Origin of the sequence: Erwinia sp. Leaf53 (assembly GCF_001422605.1) — a bacterium.
In the GTDB taxonomy this organism is placed as follows: domain Bacteria; phylum Pseudomonadota; class Gammaproteobacteria; order Enterobacterales; family Enterobacteriaceae; genus Erwinia.
The window spans coordinates 304,804-329,218 of the sequence record NZ_LMLK01000022.1 but is presented as its reverse complement, the minus strand read 5'-3'; the positions used below and the strand labels follow the sequence as shown (position 1 = coordinate 329,218).

Sequence of the window (24,415 nt, the reverse complement as noted above, 5' to 3'; positions counted from 1 at the left end):
GATGATGAGAATGCCTGATACTGGCGAAGCATCAAAAGTTCGAGCGATACGATGATGAGAATGCCTGATACTGGCGATGTGGCCAAAACCGGAGCAACACCATGACCCAGCTGCTGTCACTACCTATGTACGACGTACAGCCCGCGGATACGCGCCTGCTGGTGGCGGCGCTGCGTCAGCTGCTGGCGCAGGAAGGCGTTGACGCCTGGCACTACGCTGAGCCCGACGATCGGCTGGCGCACTGGCAGGACCCGGCGCTGCTGCTCAGCCAGGCCTGCGGCTATCCGCTGTGCGCGCTACTGCCTGACGTGCAGGTGGTCGGGACCTTTCATTACGACGCTGAGGGCTGTAGCGGGTTGCGCTACCGCAGCCGGCTGGTGGTGCGGCAAGCCGATGCCGGTAAACGTCTGGCCGATTTTCGCGGCAGGCGCGCGGTGTGCAACAGCGAGGATTCGCTGTCCGGCTTCCACACCCTGCGCGCGGAACTTGCCCCGCTGCCAGAAAACGGCCGCTTCTTCTCCTCACTGCTGTTCAGCGGCGGCCATCGCCAGTCGCTGCTGGCCCTGCAGGGTAATGCGGCCGACCTGGCGGCGATCGACGCGGTCAGCTGGGCGCTGTTCAGCCGCCATCACCCGGCGTTGCTGCAGGGGCTGACCACGATTGGCTACACCGCCGCCCTGCCCGGCCTGCCGCTGATTACCGCCTCCGGTACCTCCGCCGCCACGCTGCAACAGCTAAGGCGGGCGCTGACCCGGCTGGTCAGCGAACCCCAATGGCGCGAGATCTGCGCAAGGTTGCTGATTAGCGGCTTTACGGCGACCGGCCGTGAAGATTATCAGCCGGTCAGCGCGCTGATCGCGCAACTGCCGCTGGCAGCCCCAGCTTCTGCCGCAGCGTACCCGGCTGATAGGCCGTCTTCATCACCCCACGCGCCTTGAGCAGCGGGACCACCTGGGTGACAAAGTTGTCAAAATCCACCGGCAGGAACGGGAACATCAGGTTATAGCCGTCCACGGCACCCGCGTTAAAGGCGGCGCTCAGCGTATCGGCCACCTCTTCTGCCGTGCCGATCACCAGCCAGCTGTCCGAGCTCTGTAACAGCAGCCGGCCCAGTTCCAGCACCGTTAATCCGGCGTCATAGCCGCGGATGATCTGCAACGCGGTGCGGATACCGTCAAAATTTTCCTCTTCGGGCAGCGGCGGCAGCGGCGCGTGGGGATCGGTGTTGCTGAGGTCCATCTGCAGATAGGTACCGAGCAGGTCCAGCGCCATCTGGTCGTTCATCAGCGATCTCACCAGCGCCTGTCGTTCCGCCAGCTCTTCCGCGCTGTTCACCACCACTGGCAGCACGCCGCCGAGGATTTTGAAGTGTGCCGGATCCCGCCCGAGCGCCCGCAGCCGCCGGTCCATATCCGCGCGGTAGGCCAGCCCTTTCTCGATATCGCTCATAAACACAAAATGAATATCCGCCTGGCTGGCGGCCAGCTGCCTGCCGGCCTCCGACGAACCGGCCTGCACGATCACCGGGTGCCCCTGCGGCGGCCGCGGCAGGTTCAGCGGCCCGCGAACCTTAAAGAATTTGCCCTGATGATCCAGCGGATGCACCCGCTGCGGATCGGCGAAGTCACCGCTCTGTTTGTCGATCAGCACCGCCTCTTCTTCCCACGAGTCCCACAGCCTGCGCACCACGTCGATAAATTCAGCCGCGCGCTGATAACGCTCGCCGTGCGCCGGCAGCGCCTCGCGGCCGTAGTTGGCGGCCTCTTCCGGCAGCCAGGAGGTGACCACGTTCCAGCTGGCCCGTCCCTCGCTGAGAAAATCCAGCGACGCGAAGTAGCGCGCCAGGTTGTACGGCTCGTTATAGGAGGTGGAGGCGGTGGCCATCAGGCCGATATTGCTGGTTACCGCGGCCAGCGCCGCTAACAGGGTGATCGGCTCCAGCCGCAGGTTGGCGTAATGCGGAATGCCGCTGGGCACCGTATCCCACACCGCCACGTGATCGGCGATGAAAATAGCATCCAGCACCGCCTCTTCGGCCCGGCGCGCCAGGCCAGCATAGTACTTAAGCGAGAAAATTTCCCGGCCGGGTGCCTGCGGGTGGCGCCAGGAGAAGCGGTAATCCCCCTGGGGATTGAAGAAGAACAGGTTAAAAATCGCCGTGGGTTGCGTCATACCGATCGCTCGCTAAGAGTGGTGGCGGCCGCTGCCGGCCGCAGAATGAATTAATTGGCCTTCAGGTTGGTTTTCACCCACTGCCCGGCGACCTTAGCCGGATCTTTATGCTCAACGTCGACCTGCTTGTTCAGCTCAATCAGATCGGCGGTGCTCAGGCGCGCCGACACCTGATTCAGCACCTGCTCCGTTTTCGCCGATACCGCGCCTTTATGCACCAGCGGCACCACGTTCTGCGCGGGCTGCTCATGCTTATCGTCCTCCAGCACCACCCATTTCTCTTTCGACAGATCGCCCTGGGTCGACACCACCGTCGCCACGTCAATTTTTCCGGAGTTGAGCGCCAGCCGGCTGAGCGGGCCGCCCATATCCAGCGATTTGAAGGCTTTAAACTTGATGCCATAGACCCGCTCCAGTCCCGGCAGCCCCAGCGCACGGGTCGCCACTTCTGGCGGACCGCCGACCACCAGCTGCGGTGCCACTTTTGCCAGATCGGAAAGGGTTTTCAGCTGATACTTTTTCGCCGTCTCTTCGCTCACCGCCCAGGCGGTAATCGAACTTGCCTCCGCCGCGTTCAGTAAGGCAAGATCCGCCGGCAAGGTGGCGTTCAGCTCGCGCGTAACGTCCTCCTGCGTAGTGGCCTTGCTGTCGCCATGATAATAATTCAACAATGCCCCCACATATTCAGGCACCACGTCCAGCTCGCCGGTTTTCAGCGCCGGAATGATAATTTCGCGGTTACCGAGGTTAAGCCGGGTTTTGACCTCAATCCCCTGCTGCTGCAGGGCGGCAGCATAGATATTGGCCAGAACGGTCTGCTCAGAGAAGTTGGCCCCACCGATGGTGACGGTTTCAGCGTGGGCAGCCAGCGCCATCCCGCTCAGCCCCATCGCCAGCAGCGTCGCCTGGGTTAATTTACGTTTAGCGAACCACCAATGTTTCATCATCATCATGCTCTCTTATGAATAATGCGTAGCGACTACGCGGGGGAGTTAACGGGCGGCGGGCAGCGTAAGGGCAAACCAGCGCCGGGCTATCAACGACATCAGCAGCTCACAGCCAACGGCCAGCAGCGAGACCACCAGCGAACCGGCAATCACCTGCGGAAAATCACGCTGGCCGAGGCCATCAATCAAAAAGCGGCCTAAGCCGTCCAGTCCGGCATAGGCGGCGACGACGGCGGTGGCGATCAGCTGTAACAGCGAGGTACGGACGCCGGCAAAAATCAGCGGCATCGCCAGCGGTATGCGTACCTTCAGCAGTGCCTGCAGCGGGGTCATGCCCATTGCTTTCGCAGCGTCGTGAAGGGTTCGGTCGGCCTGGCTGATGCCGACAAAGGTGTTGGTCAGCATCGGTGGTATGGCCAGCGCGACGAGGGCGATAAACACCGGCACGTCGTTAAAGCCAAACAGCATGATGCACAGTAAAATAATGCCCAGCGACGGGAAGGCCTGGCCGATATTGAACAGGTTGATCGCCAGAAACGCACCGCGCTGCAGATAGCCAAAAAGGATGCCCAGCGGCTGGGCGATCAGGGCGGCGATAATCAGGCTGACCAGCACGTAGTAAAGATGTTGCCCCAGCCGCTGCCAGATGCCGAGGTCGCCGCTCCAGTGCGCCCCCTGCAGGAACCAGTGCCAGGTATCAATAATCACCGTCATCAGCGCGTCCATCCGGTTAAATGATAGCCGATGCGGGTGATCAGCAGGTCAAGCGCCAGCGACAGCAGCAGGCTCAGGCACAGGCTGAGCAGAATTGGCGTCAGGAAGTTTTGGTTAAAACCGACGATCATCAGCTGCCCCAGCCCGCCCTGGCCGATCAGCGCGGTGACGATCACCAGCCCGACCAGCGTCACCGCGGCAATCCGCAGCCCGGCAAACAGCGATGGCAGGATCAGAAAAATTTCGATTTCAATAAAGCGGCCAAAGCGGGTGTAGCCCAGCGCGCGCGCCGACTCAAGAATATCCTCCGGCAGTTTTTGCATCCCCGCCAGCACGTTACGCATCAGGATCAGCAGGGAGTAGAGCGTCAGCCCGATCACCGCCGTGGTGACGGAAAGCCCGGTCCACGGCAGCAGCAGGATAAACATCGCCAGCGAGGGGATGGTAAACAGCACGCCGCTGACCGATATCAGCGGCGCGGCGAGCGACGGCCAGTGAATGCAGACCAGCAGCATCAGCGCCGTCAACAGCGTGCCCAGCGTCAGCGACAGCGCCACCATCTGCAGATGTTCGAGGAACAGCTGACCGATCATCGCGGCGTTGTCGGCGATCCATTGCCACTCAATCATGCCGGCCACCCGTATGTTGCTGCAGCGCGGCGCTCAGCAGGCTGCTGTCGAGCACCCCGGCGTAGCGGCCCTCTTCGGTAACCCTTACCAGCACCCCCTGCGGCGCGCTGAGCAGATCGTTATAGGCGTGCAGCAGCGACTGCTCATCGCGCACCAGCCGCAGCGACGCCGGCTCATCGCTGTCCTGCCAGCGCAGCGGACGGCGATCGCCGTCGAGCACCAGCACCTGCTGCGCGGTCAGCAGCGGGAACTCGGCGGGGAGCCGCCGTCCGTCAGCGTCGATCAGCGTAACATCATGGCGCGGCAGATCGCCGACCCGCAGCCTGCCCAGCCGCTTGAGCGCCGGCTCCGGCCCGATAAAGTTGCGCACGAAATCGCTGGCCGGGTGCGACAGGATCTGGTCCGGGGTAGCAAACTGCGCGAGGATGCCGCCTTCCTGAAAGATGGCGATGCGGTCGCCCAGACGAATGGCTTCGTTGATATCGTGGGTGACCAGGATAATGGTTTTGTGCAGGCGGGCCTGCAGCGCCAGCAGCTCTTCCTGCAGTTTTACCCGCACCACCGGGTCGATCGCCGCAAAGGGTTCATCCATCAGCAGAATCGGCGGATCGGCGGCCAGCGCGCGGGCAATGGAGACGCGGCTCTGCTGGCCGCCGGAGAGCTGATGGGGATAACGTTTCAGCAGCAGCGGATCCAGCGACATCAGCGTCACCAGCTCGTCAATACGGCGGCTGATGGCGCGCTTATCCCATTTCAGCAGCCGCGGCACGGTGGCGATATTCTCCGCCACCGTGCGGTGGGGAAACAGCGCCGGGCTTTGCATCACAAAGCCGATTTTACGTCGTACCTGAATAATATCCGCCGTTGAAAGCGGCTCCCCCTGAATATAGACTTCGCCACCGTCCGGAACGTCGAGGCGGTTGATCATCCGCAGCGTAGTGGTTTTGCCGCAGCCGCTGGGGCCGACAAAGGTGCAAATTTCACCCTGATTGATGTTAATATTCAGTGAGTTGATGGCGTGTCGGGCATTGCCGGGATAGGTCTTGGTGATATTTTCCAGTCGAATCATAATGCCTCAGCATTTCAGCGATACCGCGCGGTCACATGCTTTTCGGCAGGCTCACACTTATTTTTTAAAATTTCCCTGCCAGCAGTATGGCATGGCCGATATTCATCACAAATTCAACATCCGGGAATAGAATTCATAAATAACACTAAGATTAACGGAATTAATTATAATATAACCTGGTGGGTTTGGTTATTAATCGACGGAAAAAACAGCTATCACGCTGATTTTACTACTGACTATGAACGGGAAGAGGGCTATATTTTTCCTGCCCTTACGCTGGTAATGTCGGTACAGTTTACAACCAGATTCAGTTTTGAAAAGCCTGACCTGGCTTCGTTCAGGAGCGGTTTCGCGGGTTTTACCTCCCCTGTGGCTTTATCACAATCGGTAACGATCGCTTATTGAACGCACATCCGATCGCGTAGCTCATTCGACGCATAATTAACCCGCTCAAAGAAAAATTTTTCCACGCTGACAGCCGGCTGCCCGTGAAGCAGTTACTCACAGAGCGGTAAAACGGTCTTACCCATCAGCGGCGATAACGATCGGCTCTGAAAGCCTCTGACTTTATATAATTGGCATTATATAAAGTCAGGACAGCGGTCAGAATTCCAGGTACTATAGGATCCGGTAACGATCTGGCTGGGATCACCGATTGACTCCGCAATAGCCGCCTGGTAACGCTAGCGTTTACCAGCAGCCTTTTCCGGCCGATAGTAGAAAGCGGGCTTAACTGGCCCGCACACTCTGACAACGCTACGTGAAATCTGCAGGGTAACCACCCTGTTAATTTCGCAGAATTCACGTAGCGCGATCTCGTTTTACATTGAGGTTATAACGCCCAATATGAGCAATATTGTAGCGAAAGAGAGTCATTTTCTGACCACCCTGCCCGGCGACGATCTGCGTGCCCGGCTGGAAGCCTTTGTGGAAGATAAGGACGCCTTCTCGCCGAATACCTGGCGGCAGCTGATGAGCGTGATGCGCATCAGCCTGCGCTGGGCGGAGCAGAACGGCCGGCAATTTTTCCCGATGTCTTCCACCGACCTGCGTGACTATCTTAACTGGCTACAGGCCGGCGGACGTGCGTCCTCCACCGTCGCCACCCACGCTGCGCTGCTGGCGACGTTACACCGTAACGCTGGTCTGGTGGCGCCGACTACGTCACCGCTGGTCTTTCGTACGATAAAGAAGATTAACCGCAGCGCCGTCGTATCCGGCGAGCGTACCGGCCAGGCGGTGCCGTTTAAGATGACCGATCTGCAAATTATTGACAGGTGCTGGGCCGGGTCGACGCAGTTGCAGCAGGTCAGGAACCTGGCCTTTCTGCATCTTGCCTACAATACCCTGCTGCGCGTCAGCGAACTGGCCCGCCTGCGGGTGCGCGATATCAGCCGCGCGGCGGACGGGAGAATCATTCTCGACGTGGCCTGGACCAAAACCATCGTACAAACCGGCGGACTGATCAAAGCGCTCAGCAGCGCCTCATCCCGTCGCTTAAGCGAATGGCTAACGCGATCCGGGCTGGCCGCCGAGCCGGATGCCTTTATCTTCTGCCCGGTACATCGCTCGAATAAGGTGACGATCGCTACCGAGCGCCCGCTGAGCCTGCCCGCGCTGGAAGCCATCTTCAGCCAGGCGTGGCGGGAAGCCGGCCCTGCCACCCCGGCACCGGCGAACAAAGGCCGTTACCAGGGCTGGAGCGGGCACAGCGCCCGCGTCGGTGCCGCCCAGGATCTGGCCGGTAAAGGCTATTCGGTGGCGCAGATTATGCAGGAAGGAACCTGGAAAAAACCGGAAACGTTAATGCGCTATATTCGTAACGTTGATGCGCACAAAGGGGCGATGGTGGACTTTATGGAGATGCAGTAATACCGATATATTATTGTGATCGCTACAGGACTCGTACTTGTCAGCTCAGCTTAAAGCAAATATGCCAACAGGTTAACTATATCAGCCCGCCTTACACAGAGCGGGCTTTTCTGCCGTTGCTGACGGGCTGTTCAGCTATTACAAGCCTGCAGCACTCAATAACGGGTTATCTGATTCACCCTGTGAACCACCGCTTTTATAAGCATTTAACAGCTCGCCTTTTTTCGACCATTCAAAAATTGCGCTTTCATTAACGTTAGGCATCAGCGGCAGGCCGGCAATTTTAGTGTAGTTATAAGTCCAGATCTCTTTGCCGTTCACTTCCGCTTTTTTAGGTGGGTTGCCAATCGCCTGTACTACTTGATCCTGCGTCGTTTTTCCCTTTTGGAACTGTGCCATCTGTTGCGCAGAAACCTGAGTTCCAGACTTATAATCAAGGGCTGAACAGCCACTTAGCATCGATGCAGAGAAGACAAGAGCGATAATAATTTTCTTATTCATGATAACGTCCCGAAAGTAAATCCCATATTAAAATTTCGAAATGATATTAACGCAAGTAACAGGCCTTTTCACGATTTAAATGACTACTATCCCTTTCACACGAAAGTTAGGTCATTTGGGGCGAAAAAATGAAATCACGGAAGTCGAAAACCTTCAGTTAAATTACTTTTAAATAAGAATATTCCTATAAACCACGCACAGGATCCATCCATGAGTCAATTTAGACCCAACAGGACCCTTACGAGCTCATTATTACCTTCTGAAATAATTTAGAAGAGTAACTGTAGTTTTTCGCTCCATAAGTCAAATTATCTATCCGGCTACCAACGAAATCTTTAAATAGCTCTTCCAGGAGAAAGTCCTGCGAAAAATATGTTGGCCATACTAATAAGAAAAAGAGCCCTTCGGTTTCCCGAAAGGCTCCTTGTAAAAGCGCTCGTGGTGCCCGAGTCCATCAGTTATCTGAATAGGCGGGTTACCCCGCCTTCAGATTGCTACTTACCGGCGTCGCAGGCCAGAAATGCCGCTACCTCCCGATACTCGTCTCTGTAACGAATTTCACACAGCGACTTTCGCGTCAGAAAAGTGAATATCAGCAGCGTTAAACACACGACGGATATGCACCAGATCACGGGACTTCGCGGCAGTTTCATGGCCTTCTTCTCCTTGCCTTGCGGCGGGTAAGAGGCTATCCTGAATGTTCTCTTGCATGCAGGGCCTCGGGGGTTAATGGAAATTAACTTTCGGGGCTTTTCTGCTTTCTGCCTCACCAACGTTCAGCACTGCTGCCGACAACATGAGGCAGAAGCCTCAAGCGCCGCGTCTATTATACCGCCGCTTTATTCACCTGCATCCGGAATCATAATAGTAAAATATCCAAATGACTCCTGATATTACCTTTACGCCTAAGCTATTTATAAATACATCTTCAGCAGGTTGCGGGATGTCACATCCTGTGATTCAGCACTATTTCCCTATGCAGATGGCGACATTCTGAGAGAGTCCTGCCAGCAAAGATTTTAGCCATATAAGTAAGAAAAAGAGCCCTTCGGTTTCCCGAAAGGCTCTTTGTAAAAGCGCTCGTGGTGCCCGAGTCCATCAGTTACTTGAAAAGGCGGGTTACCCGCCTTCAGATTGCTACTTACCGGCGTCGCAGGCCAGAAATGCCGCCACCTCCCGATACTCGTCTCTGTAGCGAATTTCACACAGCGATTTTCGCGTCAGAAAAGTGAAGATCAGCAGTGTGATACACACGACGGACAGACACCAGATCACGGGACTTCGCGGCAGTTTCATGGCCTTCTTCTCCTTGCCTTGCGGCGGGTAAGAGGCTATCCTGATGTTCTTGTGCATGCAGGGGCCTCGGGGGTTAATGAAAATTAACTTTCGGGGCTTTTCTGCTTTCTGCCTCACAAACTTCAGTACTGCTGCCGACAACATGAGGCAGAAGCCTCAAGCGCCGCGTCTATTATACCGCCGCTTTATTTACCCGCATCCGGAATCATAATAGTAAAATATCCAAATAACTCCGGATATCCCCTAATGCTTTACGGCCGGCCAACGCATCTTCGCCGTGGGCCGCCTGAAATAGCAATTTTGTTCAGTCTGATATCGACGGTGCGTTATGGCCGGTATTTTCCATAGATCAGCACGCCACGCGCAATGTCCATTCTGATCCGCCCACCATCTGACAGACTAATCTGTGATAACCCTTTCAGTCGGTCAGATATGGATTATCGCAACTCCGGCGAAATCGTTTTTTTCTGGCGAAATACATAACCGACAAGCAGAGTGCAGATAATCAGTAAAGCCGTTGCACATATCAGTACACTGACGTAAGCGTTATCAAATGCGGCACGGGCCAGACTCACAATCACATCAGCCTGTTGCTGATTTTGGGTTCCGGCAAAACGTAATGCCTCATCAAGACTGTCGAGGGTGCCTTCACCTGACAACCATGCCGGCTTTTTCATCCGGGGCATTCAGCATGATTGCCAATGAAAACGACATTCCGCAACGGAATGTCGTCTGGCGTTAGCGTGGTTTAACGGTCTGATACATTTCTGTGGCACACAGATTAACCGGATTAGGCGCACCCACGACATACACTTCGCGGTACTGCTCTTTCATGCGGCAACCCTGTGCGTGAGCCCAGCGACGCAGCCCTTTCCAGGTGGCATCCGCCTTTGCCGGATCCCCACGGTGCACAACCGCTGCGACGGTTTCAATGGCGGGTAAATCCACGACGTCAAAATCTGCCGTTGAAAGGGCTTCAGAGTTAACCGGAAACGCCGCTGAAACCAGTATGCCGCCTTTCGCCATTTCATAGGTCAGTATGGAATCGGATCCGACAGCGATACCGGCCTGTACCAGGTTCGCATACAGAGAGTCGAACATCGGGCCTGCAGCAGTTTCAATCTCCCCGAAACTTTTCAGCTGTTGTGAAATACGGGCAACGCGGCGCGATGGCAAGGTCTTCAGCTCCGGAGATAGCTCGCGGAACTGAGGAGCCGTGGCCGGAGCTTCGTTTACTTCCAGCTCGTCGCGCAGCAGATACTGAGCCACCGCTATGGTAATGGTGCGAACGACATGCAAAAGTTCGTCGATCGCGACGGACTCATTGGCTGCACTGCAGTCCGGGCCATCGACGCCATACCAGTACGCAGGTGTACCACGATAGCGCCAGTAACGGCAGTCTGATATCGCGATTGCAGGGGTAAATTCCGGACGTACGTGTCCCAGGCTCTCCACCGTATCCTGCAGGATCACGGCCAGCTCACCGTCCGGTGCCGATACATCGGCTGAGTCAATCCCTTCAAAAATAAGTTCGGCTTCAGGATAACGGCCTACTATTTCCTGTGCTTTAGCCAGAACCGGATAGGGATCGGCGCCGACCGGAATCACCACCGACACAGAAAACAGGCAATCGGGAGAAATAACGCTGGCAGACGTTCCGTCATTAATTGTGCCGATATTCACGGTTATCAGGGGCTGGAGTGCGGCCGCACCTTTCCCCATAAGCTCATCGTGGCGCTTGCACCAGTCAGGATCGGCGAGAAGTCGGGTGAGGGCATCCGGCAACTGAACCGGCAGCATCTCCAGCTCGTCAAGATCCCGGATGATATCAACGGCGATACGCACCGCGCTGGCACTTTCGTTCGGATAGCCGGAAATAGATCCCCGGGTGGTAACACGTACAGCAAAGTGCAGGTAACCTTTGGATGAAAAGCAGATGGCTTGCGGGCCTGAAGGCTCGGTGGTCAGAACGCAATCGGCTTCCATCTCGCTTTCTATCTGCTCAAACATATACCCCGTACCGCGCCCGTAACCGGTTTCCTCATCGGAGACAAGGCTAAGTGAAAGCTTTCCGCTGAGCTGGCAACGGAGCCTGTTCAGATACGTACAGGCAAACATGAGCGCTGTGACGCCGGCTTTCATGTCAGATGTGCCCCGACCCCAGACCCGACCATCCTGGATCTTTCCGCTCCAGGGTGAATCCGTCCAGCCCGGTTCATTACCCGCAGGTAAGACATCAAGGTGGCCATTTAGCATCAGATGACGACCTTCCTGATGCATCTGTACGGAAGAGAGCAAATTAGGCATGGTTTCGCTGTAATCCACGTTCTTGTATGAGGGGTTCGAGGTCCAATGATGTAAAAAACCACGCTAAGAGGTTAATTCATTGTTTATATTGAAATTTAACGGTCTTAACTCGCCCTTCAGAATATCTTCCGGTAACGAAAACGTATAATGCCCCAGCATATTTATATGGCCATGTATCAGCGGCGATAATCTTGCCAGATGCTCCTCTTCAGGTGTTTCCCCCGATTTGCGAAGATGTGACAACGCCTCCTGCATGTAAAGTGTGTTCCACAGCACAACCGCATTGGTCACCAGACCCAGAGCACCGAGTTGATCTTCCTGCCCTTCACGGTAGCGTTTTCTAATTTCACCACGTTGTCCGTAGCAAATGGCTCGAGCCACTGCATGGCGTCCTTCTCCCCGGTTGAGCTGAGTGAGGATCCGACGCCGGTAATCCTCATCATCGATATAGTTGAGAAGATACAACGTCTTGTTGACCCGGCCCACTTCCATAATCGCCTGAGCCAGACCAGATGGTCGGCTACTTCTCAACAGTGAACGAATAAGCTCTGATGCATGGATGGTCCCAAGCTTCAGTGAGCCCGCCATTCGCATCATTTCATCCCATTGGGATTCTATTTTTGACAGTTCAACACATCCCCGGGCCAGCTCATTCAGGGCACCATAATGTGCCGTTTTATCTGCCCGCCAGAATATCGCCCCGCCTGCATCGGCCAGACGAGGGGAAAACTGGTAGCCCAGTAACCAGAACAGGCCAAAAATGATATCGCTGGATCCTGCCGTGTCCGTCATAATTTCTACCGGATTCAGCCCGGTCTGCTGCTCCAGAAGCCCTTCCAGTACAAAGATGGAATCACGAAGCGTACCGGGAACGACAATGCCATGGAAACCGGAGTACTGATCGGAGACGAAGTTGTACCAGGTGATACCGCGTCCTGAACCAAAGTATTTACGATTTGGTCCGGAATTAACCGTTTTAACCGGTGTGACAAAACGCATACCATCTGCGGAGGCAACCTCACCACCTCCCCAGTACCCCGCGAGCGGCAGCGTGGACTGAAAATCAACCAGCCGTGCATTAGCGCTGACCAGCGTTTCTGCCCTGAGATAATTTTGTTTAACCCAGCTCAGACGATGGCGAGTAAGCGCGGGAATATTATGCTTTATCAGGGGTTCATGCCCTATATTGCAGGCTTCTGCCAGCAGTGTTGCGCACAGACTGACCTGGAGATCCTGCGCCCGGGCACCTGATTCACTGACGTGGCTGAATTCGCGGGTAAAACCGGTTCGGGCATCTATTTCAAGCAACAGCTCAGTCAGATCAACCGGAGGGATCAGTTCTCTTACCCGACGATTCAATTGTATCAGTGCCGGTGGCTCATCCAGTTTATCCAGACTGCTAATCGTCAGTGAGGGATGCTTACCTTCATTGCTTATGCTGACCACTGCGTTGCAGGCAAAACGTGAAGCCACTGATTTCCATGTGTCATCAAGCCGCGTAGCCAGTTGTTCTGCTGCTTTAGTTCCGTCTGATGGATGACCCAGCGCCCGACATACCGGGATGCGTTGTGCCTGCCATTCAGCTCCCTGAAGCAATTTTTGACGCGGGTCCCCCCACCGGTCACTGTTCTCCAGCCAGAGATCACGACGGCGCAAAGAATCCTGAAGGCGCTCGAGAAGACACAGCGAGTAACCCGCTCGTAGAATCCTGCCATCTCTGTCGTAGACCAGACGTTTCCAGGGGCCGGAAATGATTTGCTCTGGTGCATCGTCGAGAATTCGCTTTTTTGAGCCACTCAGTTCGGCCAGATAATGGATTGCTGACAACGTGTGCTCCCCGGCCGGGGCGGCCTGAAAGTGTAAGTCACGCAACATCGCGGACAGGAAGCGCTTCACCCGTCCATATTGTTCCACCATTTCATCCTGAAAATGAGTATCCTGCGGGCGCGCCAGCTCATTTACCTTGCCGACGGATTCAGCCAGTTTGTCCTTTGGTATGCGGCGAAAAATAGCCTGCCGAAGAGCTGCTTCATCGGTGTTCTCATCAAGTAATAACGTGCATGCCCGTGCCAGTAATAGCGCGGCACGATCAAGATCTTTCAGGGTCCTGAGCCGCTTTTTCTGCCCGATATTTTTTGCAGAACGCGTGATATCCAGAATAAGCATATCCAGCACATCCACGGCCTCGTCAAGCGCCGAAATTTCCTGTGCTTTCACAAACGCAGTAAGCACGGCCAGTCGCCGTTCGTCAGGCATTCTTGAAATGTATTTCACCGAAGCCATTCCGGCATAACGGGCCAAATTCCGCAGCTGGATGGCAGGCAGGCCGGAGAAATTCAGCCGGGAAAACTCCATGCTACGCAGCCGGGTATATCGCTCCAGGGCGTCTGTAAATGACGGCCCACTGATAGTGACAGGACCTTTTCGCATCTCCTCCAGCACCGATATACGCTGCCCTTCAGGTATTTCAAGTAAACCGTCCAGTTGTGTTTTCTGCCAGCTGTCAGGCAACAAAGCCAGCCTTCGCCATAATCGTCGACTTGCCCGTTCGCGTACTTCGCCAATCAGCCTTGTCAGAGTCGAGGGTGCGGGTAGCAGGATCTTATTTTGCAGCAACCATGCGGTAGCAAAATCAAACAGCAGACCTGGACGCTCATTGCTGAGCCAGGCGCGAGTATAGAGCAAACGCTTCAGTCTGAATGACCAGGGGAAATCACCAAAATCATGATAATCATAATAGAGCTTGATAAGCCCCTGATGCTCCCAGCGGGTATTTTCTCTTTCAGCATACCGGGAAAGGATCTCTGGTCGGCTGATGTTCAACTGTGCCGCAATGTAAAAACGGATGAATGAGGGAATTTGAAGGGGTTCAGGAGGAAACGTTCCCAGAAAGCGCGCCGTAGTCAGCTGAAGTGCAATCCCCAGCCGGTTATGTTTTCCCCGTCGCTGATTAATAAAAGCAAGGTCACGCTCATCCAGATGAAAATACCGAGCCAGCTGAACCTCATTTGGGTCTGCCACATAACGACCGTAGTTTTCTGTCTGTTCGCTGGTAAGAAAGTCATCACTCATTGCGCATCCTTTCGTAAACGGGAGTTCTGTTCTTTTTTTAACCGTCTCAAATATTATAAGTTTTGAGACTGCTAAAATCGGCCCGGCATTAAGTATCAAAAATCGTGATTTATGCTTTATGATACTAAACAGTATCAATATCGATTTATGAGACCAATATGGCATTACTGGGATATGCGAGAGTATCAACCAGCCATCAGAAACTGACGGCGCAAATTTCTGAGCTGAAATCTTCCGGGGTGAGGGAAGATCGCATTTTTACGGACATGATGTCGGGAGCTACGGACGAGCGCGAAGGACTGCAACGTCTGCTGGCTCGGGCTGAACAGGAGGACATTATCCTCTGTACCAAAATGGACCGACTGGGCCGTAATACCTCTGACATGATCAAAATCGTCGACACATGTTATAAAAAAGGGATAGCCATCAGGTTTCTGGAGAATGGGCTGAGTACTGAAGGAACGATGGGTAAAATGGTTATTCAGATCCTGGCCGCCGTTGCAGAGGCTGAACGCGAACGAATATTAGAGCGTACCAACGAGGGCAGAGTGGTCGCTATGGCGGCAGGGGTTAAGTTTGGGCGAAAACCTCATCAAGGGTCGGGAATGGCTCTGGAACTTATTCACCTTGATACTCCCATTAAGCTGGTGATGGAGAAAACCGGCATTTCACGGGCAACTTACTTTCGGTTGAAGAATCATCAGCGCCGTTCCTGATGTTCAGACGCTTCAAATGAAAATTTTCTGGCTCCTGCCTCGGAAGCTCTAAACATCTTCACATAAATGACCGGGGACATAATGGATAATTATAATCAGTTGCTTGCATTCATATGGGCGTATGAATACGGCAACTTTTCTGCCGCCGCGCGGGCAAACGGATTGACGCCTTCAGCAATGAGTAAACTCATCAGCCGGCTGGAGGCGAGATTACAGGTAAGACTCTTCCATCGCGGGACGAGAACGTTAACGCTGACCGAAGAGGGACACGTTTATCTTAACAGTGCCCGGGCAGTCGTTGACGCAATGACGGAGGCTGATTCACTGGCTGAAGATATGCCATCACGCGTCAGCGGGCAGCTGAAAATCCGTACTATGACTACCTTTGCCCGTTATCATATCCTTCCATGGTTGCCCGAGTTTATTGACGCCTACCCTGACCTCAACGTTGATATTGAAACGGGGCCGGTTTACCGGGATGATTTTAATAAAGGGCTGGATCTGGCCATTTATGGTGGTGTACTTGCGAGTTCTTCCCGCATCGCCCGTCGTATCGGTGAGAGTCAGTGGATTACCTGCGCTTCGCCGGCCTACATCACCAGGTACGGCATACCCTCCCATCCCCGTGAGTTGATGGAGCATCGCTGTTTTCACTTTAATTTCGATAGCCACTGGAACCAGTGGGTATTCGCCGAAGACAATCAGAGCATCATATTCCCGGTGAAACCGGTTGCCTCCCTGTCGCAGGGCGATTTGCTGCGCGATCTGGCCATTCAGGGAGAAGGTATCGTCCGCCTGGCTGACTTTCACGTTCACCGGGATATCAGAGAAGGAAGATTAATCCCGCTTTTGAAGGCATTCCAGTCTCCTGTCAGAGAGCCGCTCTATATAATTTACGCAAAAAGGCAGCATCTCAGCCCACGCATCCGCTGTTTTATTGAATTCATGGAAAAACAGATAGCCCTTCATCCCTGGAGCGTTTGAATTTTCAGTCAGCCCCTTACTACTTGTCCCTCAGATCATATTTGAACACCCACTGTGAAACTACGTCACAGTGGGTATTCCTGCTGCTCGAATCTCGTCGCTAACGGATCGTGATACTGTTTTATGGATTTTTACAGAACGAATCCATTTTTAGGAAAGAAGAAATTACTATGTCAGACAGACAAACATCACGGGCAGGGATGGCACTGGCCCTGGCTTTCTTTTCCGGTATGCTGAGCAGCAGCCTTCCCACTCCTCTCTATCCCGTGTACATCAGTTTATATGGCTTCAGTGCTTCTCAAATAATGGCGGTGTTTGGCGTCTACGCGGCAGGTGTCCTTTTCGCGCTGGCTTTTACTGCCAAAGTTCATATCAGGACTAGCCTGTATACAAGACCTCTCTATGCTGGCCTGACCTGCGTTTTGCTGTCATCACTACTGATGATGTTTGCAGATAACTTTATGATACTTATCCTGGGCCGTTTTGTTACCGGTCTGGGGTCAGGTATTTTAATGGCCTATATTAACCGCTCGCTGATTAAATTATTTGATACGGAAGTAAGTAACACTGCGGCATTGACGGCTTCTGCCTCGTTGATCCTTGGACAGGCTATTGGTCCATTAATAACGGGGGAAATCGTACATCGTGGTTTTTATGCACTTAAGACTCCATACATAATTCTTTTTATTCTGTTTGTAATGTCGATATTTGGGATCTGGCGCAGTCGTCTGGTGATTAATAGGCACTGTACGACAGTAACCATTGAACGGAAAAGTGTCGGTGCTCAAAGTTACAGGGGGCTCTGTTTCCGGGACGTCATCGTCTGCTGCATGGCCATATTTCTTTCATGGGCGATGGCATCCACGTTTATGTCCCAGGGGCCCACCCTCGCGCGCTCCTATTTCAATGTTGCCAGCGTGCAGCTGGTGAGCTATTCCCTTTCAGCATTCCTGCTGGTTGCAGGTATCAGCCAGATAGTGATGAGGAAAAAGCACCATTATTCGTCGCTGAAAATTGGGGTTGTTGCCCAGCTTGCTGCGGTTTTGCTGGCCCTCAGCAGTGTGCACACGAAAGCTCCTTCACTTCTCTTCATATCTGTGATGCTCGAAGGGTTCGCCTATGGGGCAATACTTGTCGGTGCTGCCACTATCGTTAACATGGTCGCCAGACAGAGTCAGCAACACCATCTGATAAACCTGCTTTACATTGTGGGCTACGTGGGTAACTGGCTGCCGTTTTCACTGAGCGTGATGATGGATCATTTTACCCAGGAAACAGCCCTCAACGCCTATCTGATACTGTGCAGTATTTTAAGTACGTGTATTTTTTTATCAGCTTATTTCGCGGTAAGATGCCAGAATATTACGGGGCGGATAAGAAAAAACTAAATATTATTGACGATGAAGTTAATAATCTAAGCTTATAACTGCCTGACCCAGATAATTGTGTGTAGAAAACTAATCCGATCTCTCAAATTGTAAGAAGACTGAAGGCGTGGTTATGAATACTTCAGGTTTGGGGACACCGCATAAATTTAACCTGGAGTCATCTCCCGTTCCTGTACAGCTGGATATGGTTAAAAGTAATGAGTTTATTATCAGAGCATTATTCCCAGGGTAACCGTTGCTCCCAGCTTTCAACAAGCAGGTCAATAAAGGCGCGAATGCGCGGGGATAAATGTCGTTTACTGGGGTAAATGATCCGAACAGGTTCAGGGGGGAAGGGATAGTCCTCAAGCACGGGTATCAATTTACCGCTACGCAAATCTTCTCCAAGCAAATAGGTAGGTAAGTGGACTATACCAAATCCGGAAATTGCCGATGCCCGCATGGCTTCCGAACTGTCGAGGTTTAGCCGCCCGGGTCCTTCATACACAAAAGTGCCTTCCGGAGTCGCAAACCGCCAGCTGCGTCTCTTTTCTGCACTCAGAAGAAAAATAGTGTCATGCCTGGTTAAGTCTGCGGGCGTTTCTGGAATGCCCCGTGAGGACAAATATTCGGGAGATGCACAAGTGACAATGTGCTGCGAAGCAATCGTTCGGGTAAGAATGCGCGAGTCATCGCGGGGTTCACCGATGCGAATGGCAATATCAAAGCCTTCTTCAATAAGATCAACAAACCTGTCGCTAAAGGACACCTCCGCACGAAGTTCCGGCCACTTTTTCAGATAAACATCCAGAATGGGAAGGATATGGCGCTGCCCAAAAGAAAGCGGCGCACTCAGCCGGAGAGTCCCCGTTGGCTTCCCCCTGCGCATGGCCATGGCGGCATCGACCTCTTCCAGGTCATCCAGTATCTGTCGGCAACGGTCGAACATGACCCTCCCTTCATCAGTCAGACTCAGACTCCGGGTGGTACGGTTAAGGAGACGAACACCCATACGCGTTTCGAGCCTGACAATACTCTTGCCAATGGCAGAACGTGTGAGCCCTAGGGAACCCGCTGCGTGGGTGTAACTCCCGGCTTTTACAGCCGCGACGAACGCAGCGATATCACCAATGCTGTTGATCTCCATGCTGTATTTATCTCCTTTAATACGGGCTTTAACGTACCCTGATACGGGAAACACATTCCCCAAATGTTTATATATTATAGGCTCCTGTTATTTTTTAACGCAAATACAAACAGGAATAAAAATGCTGAATCAACAAACCAAACAAGCCGTAAAAGAATGGTCAGAAAGCCTGGCCGGCCTGGGTCCAATCCTTACGGGTGAGGATACCGTAACGCCTATGAGTGAGGTACGTGACGCCTACACCAGTATGCTGGCTAAAAATCCTGCACCTTCCGGTGTCAGTTTTATTGAGGTAGACATGGGAGGCGTGCCGGGAACGCTGGTAACCCCCGACAACCTTGAAACTGATGCCATCGTTATGTACATCCACGGCGGTGCTTACATTGTTGGTGAACCGGCGGGCTATCACGGCATTGGTGGTAACTACGCCAGCATGCTGGGCGCACGGGTTTACATGCCGGATTACCGTCTGGCACCGGAGTATCCTTTCCCCACGCCCGTTACCGATACCGTTCGTGCGTATGAGTGGTTGATTGAACAGGGATTTGATGCCAGCAAAATCTTACTGGCGGGAGAGTCTGCGGGCGGAGCAATGGTGGTTACCGTTATGGTAGCTGCACGTAATAAAGGCCTGCCACTTCCGGCCGGCGGTGTATCCATTTCCCCATGGGCCAACCTTGAGCATACGGGCGTCTCCATGACCAACCGGGAAGGTCTTGATCCTCTGAACACCAAGGCCGGTCTGGATTTCCTGGCACGCACCTTCCTGGGCGATGCGTTACCTAATCACCCAATGGCATCACCGGTGTTCGCGGATGTGACGGGTCTGCCGCCGGTGCTGGTTCAGATTGGAGAGAATGAACTGATGCTGAGCGACGCGATGCGGCTCGCAACTCATCTGGGTGATAACCGGGTTCGCGTAAATCTGGAGGTCTGGCCGGGTATGTTCCACGCCTGGCATTTCTTCTCCACGCTGCAGCCAGAAGCGGTGCAGGCTCTGGAGAGCTCCGTCGCCTTTATGAAGCAGGCCCTGCGGGATGCAGTGAAGTAATCATCAGTGATGAACTAAATAACGTGCGCGACAGACTGCGCCCGTCAGGAGTGAAAATGACCCATTTACAGACACAACTCACTTATCCACCGGATCTTGCCTCACATAGCGCATATAAGCGCGTATTCCGCCCGGGCCGCCTCACCTTCGGCTTTATTATGCCACTTGAAGGTTATCCGGATTCGCCTTTCCCGACTTTGCAGGATCATCAGGCGCTGGCAAAATTTGCTGATGACGCCGGTTTTTCCGCTCTCTGGATGAGAGATGTGCCCTTTTATGACCCGCGATTTGGTGACACCGGACAGATGCTGGATCCTATGGTCTACCTTGGATTTTTAGCCTCTCAAACTAAACGCATAACGCTGGGTACTACCGGTATGGTGTTACCCCTGCGGGACCCGATTATATTGGCGAAGCAGGCAGCCTCGGTGGACCAGCTGAGTGGTGGGCGGCTTCTGCTGGGATTGTCCAGCGGCGATCGCGCTGTTGAATACCCTGCGTTTGGAGCCGATTACGATAACCGTGCCGAACGCTATCGGGAAGCGTTTAGTCTGATAAAAACCGTCAGTGAGACGTCCTTCCCGGTGGCAGAAACGGCGTTTTACGGCAAGCTTTCAGGCAATCTTGATCTTATTCCTAAACCGTTTAAATCCCGCATTCCGATGATTGTGGTAGGACGGGCACGGCAGGACCTGAGCTGGATAGCGGAGGAAAGCGACGGATGGATATGGCATCTGAGTGACTTCTCAACGCTCCCTGAACTGCTTGAATTCTGGCGTGGCGGTTACGACGATAATCGTTTCAGACCTTATGGTTATGCCACCTTTTTTGACCTCGATGCTAACCCTGATGCGCCGCTTCGCAGACTGATGAATGGCATCACCGTCGGCCGCAATGCGCTGATAAAGCTATGGAAGGAGCAGGAACGGCAGGGAGTAAACCACGTTGCGTTAAATCTGAAACCGCTGACACGGCCCGCAGCCGAGGTGATGGCTGAAATGGCAGAATTTGTGTTACCCGAGTTTCCTTCTGAATAAAGGCAGGACAATAAATGAACAGTTCATTTCATTCTTCGGTGCAGAGCCTGATTAGTTTTTGTGAAACCTGGTCAGGGAATGCTTGCTCCGACAATAGCCAATGGCTGGACCCCTCGGTCAGATTATTCAGCAGTCATCGTGGATCAGTTTCCGGCCGTGAAAATGTCACCGCCCTTTTGCAAAATGACTTTGCTGACCTGGACAACGTATCCGTTACGCTGACAAACACCGTTGAGCGACGGAACGATAAAGATTACGTCGCCAGTGCATACCTGCACGGGCATGCTTCGCGCACAGGTTCCGGACGTCATAACCAGGTACGGTTTGGGGGGACGGTCGTGATGAGGGCAGGCACAGATGAAGCCCAACCTTTGATCCATACCCTTCACCTCCAAATAAACTGGACCTCAGGTGCAAGGCAGTTGTTATCGGGATGGCAGCTACCGGCTGAAGAGTCCGGCTGGCATCAGCGATTTCCGCCAGTCGCCATTATCAGTGAACTTGATGCCCCCTGGCATATTGTGCCAGAAAACCACCGTGCTACGAGTGACGAACAGGATGTGATCGATACCTGGTATCGCTACGCGTGGGCGCTGGACCAGGCAGATTTCACACTTTTCAGCACATGTTTTAGTGAAAACGCCGCGGGTAACTTTACCCCCCTGGGCTATATATCGGGGAGGCGGAATATTATTGCCGCCATGAAAGCCTTCCGGCTTCCGTGGCCCTGGATGCAGCATTATGGTGAACCGCTGAAAGTATGTATCCAGCCCGATCGCCATTCGACCATCCTGATAATAGGCCGGATCATCGCGGAGAGAACGCACGACTCAGGGGGGCGCGAAATCTACGGCGCGCATTACCGCGTTGGGATGGAAAAGGATTCTCACAATCGATGGTCAATATGCTGGAGCGAATATAATCCAGGCTGGCTTTCAACAGATGATGTATCCGGTATTGATACCGCATTACCGCGCAACAGATGAACGCTGCGCGCTCGACAAGCGTGCCGGCAACTCTTTTTTCAGTTCTTCAATCAAGGCTCTCACTTTAGGAAGGACCGTGTGAGTCCTGGGCCACATTGCAGAAATGGGGGTGGGCGGTGCCTGAAATGTGGGTAGAATTGCACGAAGCTGCCCCCTTTTGATGGCATCACCGCATAACCAGTCCGGAAGTTGCGTCACCCCACATCCGGCAATAGCCGCCTCCAGCATGGCTTGACCATTATTAAAACGGTAGGCTGAGGAAACAACGTGTCTTACAACGTGTCCCTCTTTGCCCCGGATTAGCCAGTAAGTTTGCCCGTCTGACGGTAACCCTGAAATGCATCTGTGTGATGAAAGCTCACGAAGATCAATGGGGATGCCTGCTCGTTCCAGATATCCCGCAGAGGCGCAAATGATAAGCCTTTGCTCGCCCAGGCGTGTGGCAACCAAATCAGCTGAGTCAGGCAGGGGGCCAAGCCTCAGTGCGAGGTCAAAGCCGTCTGTCGCCGGGTCGCGAACCCGATCGCTGAAATCAACTTCGATATTCAGGGCCCGGTATTTTAACGCCATGATATTGAGTAAGGGCATAATGAAAAGGTGACCAAAGGCCACGGGAACCGTCAGCCGCATCAGTCCAGACGGCTCGACTATTCCCGCCTCTATTCTGCTTTCGGCATCTGAAATCATATCCAGAGCAGCAGTGCAGCGATTGAAATAGATCTCACCTTCCGGTGTCAGCGACAGGCTTCGCGTACTGCGGTTGAGTAAGCGAACCCCCAGCCGAATTTCCAGACGCTTGATGCTTTTGCTGAGTGCAGAGCGCGTCACGCCTAAACCCTCAGCAGCAGCAACGAAACTGCCTTTTCTGACGACTTCAGTAAATTCCTGTACGCCATTGAGTTGTGCCGTCACAAATATTGGTTCCTTTATCTCAACACTGAGGGGCTTTTTGCCCAGGTAATCATGGTCTTCAAATAAGGTTAAGATCGTTGCTAACAGATTTTTACCATGAAATGGCTTCAGGAGACAGAATGAGCGAGTTACTGAATATCTATACAATGAATGGAATAAGGCTTAATAATCGTGTGGTTATGGCACCAATGACCCGTTCGCGGGCCTATGATCTTATTCCCACTGACAGTATGGTCACCTACTATCGCCAGCGCGCAACAGCAGGTTTAATTGTTTCCGAAGGTTCACCTGTTTCAATGGAAGGCCGTGGACAGGCTTACACGCCGGGAATTTACACTGACGAACAGATAGAGGGCTGGAAAAAGGTGACTGAGGCAGTACATGCGCAGGGTGGGAAAATATTCATCCAGCTTTGGCACGTAGGACGTTCCTCACACATTGCTCACCAGCCTGATGGGCAGGCACCGGTCAGCTCCGTCTCACGCGTTGCAGAAGGCTGCACCACTCACATTCCCGGTGATAACTGTCAGTCTGTACGCGTATTTCACAGCCAGCCCCGCACATTAGCAACGGATGAAGTCCCGCGGGTGACGCAGGATTTCGTTCGGGCGGCTAAAAATGCTATCGAGGCGGGGTTTGACGGTGTGGAGATCCACGCGGCTAACGGCTACATCTTCGAGCAATTTATCAATGGTGGACTTAACGACAGAACAGATCGTTATGGTGGTACTATCGCCAATCGCCTGCGGTTTACGCTGGAAACGGTGGATGCCGTCTCTGCAGCCATCGGGAGTCATCTGACAGGTATCCGTATTGCACCCTTTGGCCGGCTGCAGGATATGCATGGCTTTGATGATGAGCAGGATACCTGGTTATCTTTAGGTATCGAACTGCGTCGTCGACATCTCGCATATGTACATTTGAGCGATCAGGAATCTCTCGGAGCTCAGGCCATTCCTGCTGGCTTCCTTACAAAGTTTCGCAAGGCTTACGAAGGTACCCTCATCGTAGCGGGCAGCTATACACAGGCGCGTGCAGAAATGGCACTCAGAGAGGGGGTTGCCGACTTAATTGCATTTGGGCGTCCTTTCATAGCCAATCCAGATCTCGTTAAACGCATGAAGAATGGATGGCCGATGGCTGTTCCTGATAAGGATACGTTCTATACCGGGCGAGATGCAGGTTATATAGATTATCCCACGTATCACGTCGATTAAGTTCCCAGAAGCTGGAACGTATCCGGAATGCCTCCGATCCTAAAACAGCTCCGGTTTTCAGCCATTCGGAGAGGAGGAATTCTATCAATAGTGAAACCGCCAAATAAATACTTATATTTCATATAATTACTTCGTTAGCGTGGTTTTTTACATCATTGACCCTCGAACCCCTATGACAGATTCTCAGCATCCAGATAGTCCTGAACCAGTTTCATCGCCTTCCGCGTATCGCCCGGCGGGCTGGGGGTTTCACACTGAACCAGTCGGGAAAAGAGGTCGACTATTTTCTCTTCATCCGCTTTCACCCACTCAATTATCTGGGTTCGAATCTGGTTCATCTGTAAGGTTTTAACAGGGTTTTCAACGATCACTGCGATGCTCCGTTTAGGATTAAATAAATGATGAGTTTATTATTTTGA

General features: G+C 53.4%; 23 protein-coding genes and 2 pseudogenes. 9 read left to right on the top strand and 16 right to left on the bottom strand.

Annotated elements, in window-relative coordinates; translation table 11 throughout:
• Window positions 1-101 precede the first annotated feature (101 nt).
• Window positions 102-938: a phosphate/phosphite/phosphonate ABC transporter substrate-binding protein gene (locus tag ASF13_RS15285; RefSeq protein ID WP_056237883.1), complete on the top strand. Its 837-nt coding sequence runs from the start codon at window positions 102-104 to the stop codon at window positions 936-938.
• Here ASF13_RS15285 and ASF13_RS15280 read toward each other — a convergent pair.
• The 5 genes from ASF13_RS15280 to ASF13_RS15260 are packed head-to-tail and all read right to left on the bottom strand — an operon-like array spanning window position 844 to window position 5,531.
• Window positions 844-2,172 (bottom strand): LLM class flavin-dependent oxidoreductase, encoded by a 1,329-nt coding sequence (locus tag ASF13_RS15280; protein ID WP_056237881.1) that lies wholly within the window; start codon window positions 2,170-2,172, stop codon window positions 844-846. The genes ASF13_RS15285 and ASF13_RS15280 overlap by 95 nt on opposite strands.
• A gap of 50 nt (window positions 2,173-2,222) precedes the next feature.
• Window positions 2,223-3,122, bottom strand: a complete 900-nt coding sequence (locus tag ASF13_RS15275; RefSeq protein WP_101505005.1) for an ABC transporter substrate-binding protein — start codon at window positions 3,120-3,122, stop codon at window positions 2,223-2,225.
• A 42-nt stretch (window positions 3,123-3,164) separates the two neighbouring features.
• Window positions 3,165-3,833 carry an ABC transporter permease gene (locus tag ASF13_RS15270; RefSeq protein WP_056238450.1) on the bottom strand — a complete coding sequence of 223 codons (669 nt, stop codon included), beginning with the start codon at window positions 3,831-3,833 and terminating at the stop codon, window positions 3,165-3,167.
• Window positions 3,833-4,462 (bottom strand): ABC transporter permease, encoded by a 630-nt coding sequence (locus tag ASF13_RS15265; protein ID WP_056238444.1) that lies wholly within the window; start codon window positions 4,460-4,462, stop codon window positions 3,833-3,835. The genes ASF13_RS15270 and ASF13_RS15265 overlap by 1 nt, the downstream gene beginning before the upstream one ends.
• Entirely contained in the window at window positions 4,455-5,531 is a 1,077-nt protein-coding gene (locus ASF13_RS15260) for an ABC transporter ATP-binding protein (protein ID WP_056237878.1), read from the bottom strand. The genes ASF13_RS15265 and ASF13_RS15260 overlap by 8 nt, the downstream gene beginning before the upstream one ends.
• An 846-nt stretch (window positions 5,532-6,377) precedes the next feature.
• On the opposite strand from ASF13_RS15260, the gene ASF13_RS15255 reads away from it, so the two are divergent.
• Window positions 6,378-7,403, top strand: a complete 1,026-nt coding sequence (locus ASF13_RS15255; protein WP_056237876.1) for a tyrosine-type recombinase/integrase — start codon at window positions 6,378-6,380, stop codon at window positions 7,401-7,403.
• Between the two features lie 138 nt (window positions 7,404-7,541).
• Here ASF13_RS15255 and ASF13_RS15250 read toward each other — a convergent pair whose 3' ends face one another.
• The 8 genes and pseudogenes from ASF13_RS15250 to ASF13_RS15225 all read right to left on the bottom strand — a co-directional run bounded on the left by ASF13_RS15250 (window position 7,542) and on the right by ASF13_RS15225 (window position 14,579).
• Window positions 7,542-7,904 carry a hypothetical protein gene (locus ASF13_RS15250; RefSeq protein ID WP_072166392.1) on the bottom strand — a complete coding sequence of 121 codons (363 nt, stop codon included), beginning with the start codon at window positions 7,902-7,904 and terminating at the stop codon, window positions 7,542-7,544.
• 494 nt (window positions 7,905-8,398) lie between these two features.
• Window positions 8,399-8,557, bottom strand: coding sequence for a type I toxin-antitoxin system Hok family toxin (locus ASF13_RS15245; RefSeq protein ID WP_056237872.1), 159 nt, complete (start codon window positions 8,555-8,557; stop codon window positions 8,399-8,401).
• Window positions 8,526-8,615 (bottom strand): annotated as a pseudogene (locus tag ASF13_RS25245) (DUF5431 family protein); the annotation flags it as partial. The pseudogene ASF13_RS25245 and the gene ASF13_RS15245, both read right to left, overlap by 32 nt.
• Window positions 8,616-9,041: 426 nt before the next feature.
• Window positions 9,042-9,200 (bottom strand): type I toxin-antitoxin system Hok family toxin, encoded by a 159-nt coding sequence (locus tag ASF13_RS15240; protein WP_056238442.1) that lies wholly within the window; start codon window positions 9,198-9,200, stop codon window positions 9,042-9,044.
• Window positions 9,169-9,261 (bottom strand): annotated as a pseudogene (locus ASF13_RS25240) (DUF5431 family protein); the annotation flags it as partial. The gene ASF13_RS15240 and the pseudogene ASF13_RS25240, both read right to left, overlap by 32 nt.
• 376 nt (window positions 9,262-9,637) lie before the next feature.
• Window positions 9,638-9,877 carry a hypothetical protein gene (locus tag ASF13_RS15235; protein WP_101505153.1) on the bottom strand — a complete coding sequence of 80 codons (240 nt, stop codon included), beginning with the start codon at window positions 9,875-9,877 and terminating at the stop codon, window positions 9,638-9,640.
• 61 nt (window positions 9,878-9,938) lie between these two features.
• Entirely contained in the window at window positions 9,939-11,525 is a 1,587-nt protein-coding gene (locus ASF13_RS15230) for a M20/M25/M40 family metallo-hydrolase (RefSeq protein WP_156365602.1), read from the bottom strand.
• A gap of 45 nt (window positions 11,526-11,570) precedes the next feature.
• Window positions 11,571-14,579 (bottom strand): Tn3 family transposase, encoded by a 3,009-nt coding sequence (locus tag ASF13_RS15225; RefSeq protein WP_056237864.1) that lies wholly within the window; start codon window positions 14,577-14,579, stop codon window positions 11,571-11,573.
• Between the two features lie 158 nt (window positions 14,580-14,737).
• Between ASF13_RS15225 and ASF13_RS15220 the strand changes: the two genes are divergently transcribed.
• From ASF13_RS15220 to ASF13_RS15210, 3 genes are all read left to right on the top strand, one after another.
• Entirely contained in the window at window positions 14,738-15,295 is a 558-nt protein-coding gene (locus ASF13_RS15220) for a recombinase family protein (RefSeq protein WP_056237858.1), read from the top strand.
• 81 nt (window positions 15,296-15,376) lie between these two features.
• Window positions 15,377-16,279, top strand: coding sequence for a LysR family transcriptional regulator (locus tag ASF13_RS15215; RefSeq protein WP_056237854.1), 903 nt, complete (start codon window positions 15,377-15,379; stop codon window positions 16,277-16,279).
• Between the two features lie 170 nt (window positions 16,280-16,449).
• Window positions 16,450-17,667, top strand: a complete 1,218-nt coding sequence (locus ASF13_RS15210) for an MFS transporter (RefSeq protein WP_056237852.1) — start codon at window positions 16,450-16,452, stop codon at window positions 17,665-17,667.
• A gap of 217 nt (window positions 17,668-17,884) precedes the next feature.
• Here the strand turns inward: ASF13_RS15210 and ASF13_RS15205 are convergent, their stop codons facing one another.
• Entirely contained in the window at window positions 17,885-18,793 is a 909-nt protein-coding gene (locus tag ASF13_RS15205) for a LysR family transcriptional regulator (RefSeq protein WP_056237851.1), read from the bottom strand.
• A 121-nt stretch (window positions 18,794-18,914) separates the two neighbouring features.
• On the opposite strand from ASF13_RS15205, the gene ASF13_RS15200 reads away from it, so the two are divergent.
• From ASF13_RS15200 to ASF13_RS23645, 3 genes are read left to right on the top strand one after another with little or no spacing between them, the layout of a single operon-like run.
• Window positions 18,915-19,844, top strand: a complete 930-nt coding sequence (locus ASF13_RS15200; RefSeq protein ID WP_056237849.1) for an alpha/beta hydrolase — start codon at window positions 18,915-18,917, stop codon at window positions 19,842-19,844.
• A gap of 56 nt (window positions 19,845-19,900) precedes the next feature.
• Window positions 19,901-20,881: a TIGR03571 family LLM class oxidoreductase gene (locus tag ASF13_RS15195; RefSeq protein ID WP_056237848.1), complete on the top strand. Its 981-nt coding sequence runs from the start codon at window positions 19,901-19,903 to the stop codon at window positions 20,879-20,881.
• A 14-nt stretch (window positions 20,882-20,895) separates the two neighbouring features.
• Window positions 20,896-21,867 (top strand): nuclear transport factor 2 family protein, encoded by a 972-nt coding sequence (locus ASF13_RS23645; protein ID WP_072166390.1) that lies wholly within the window; start codon window positions 20,896-20,898, stop codon window positions 21,865-21,867.
• Here the strand turns inward: ASF13_RS23645 and ASF13_RS15185 are convergent.
• Window positions 21,850-22,779, bottom strand: coding sequence for a LysR family transcriptional regulator (locus ASF13_RS15185; protein ID WP_055773933.1), 930 nt, complete (start codon window positions 22,777-22,779; stop codon window positions 21,850-21,852). The genes ASF13_RS23645 and ASF13_RS15185 overlap by 18 nt on opposite strands.
• Window positions 22,780-22,898: 119 nt before the next feature.
• On the opposite strand from ASF13_RS15185, the gene ASF13_RS15180 reads away from it, so the two are divergent.
• Window positions 22,899-23,996: an alkene reductase gene (locus ASF13_RS15180; RefSeq protein ID WP_056237842.1), complete on the top strand. Its 1,098-nt coding sequence runs from the start codon at window positions 22,899-22,901 to the stop codon at window positions 23,994-23,996.
• Between the two features lie 170 nt (window positions 23,997-24,166).
• Here the strand turns inward: ASF13_RS15180 and ASF13_RS15175 are convergent, their stop codons facing one another.
• Entirely contained in the window at window positions 24,167-24,367 is a 201-nt protein-coding gene (locus ASF13_RS15175) for a hypothetical protein (protein ID WP_056237838.1), read from the bottom strand.
• Window positions 24,368-24,415: the final 48 nt, after the last annotated feature.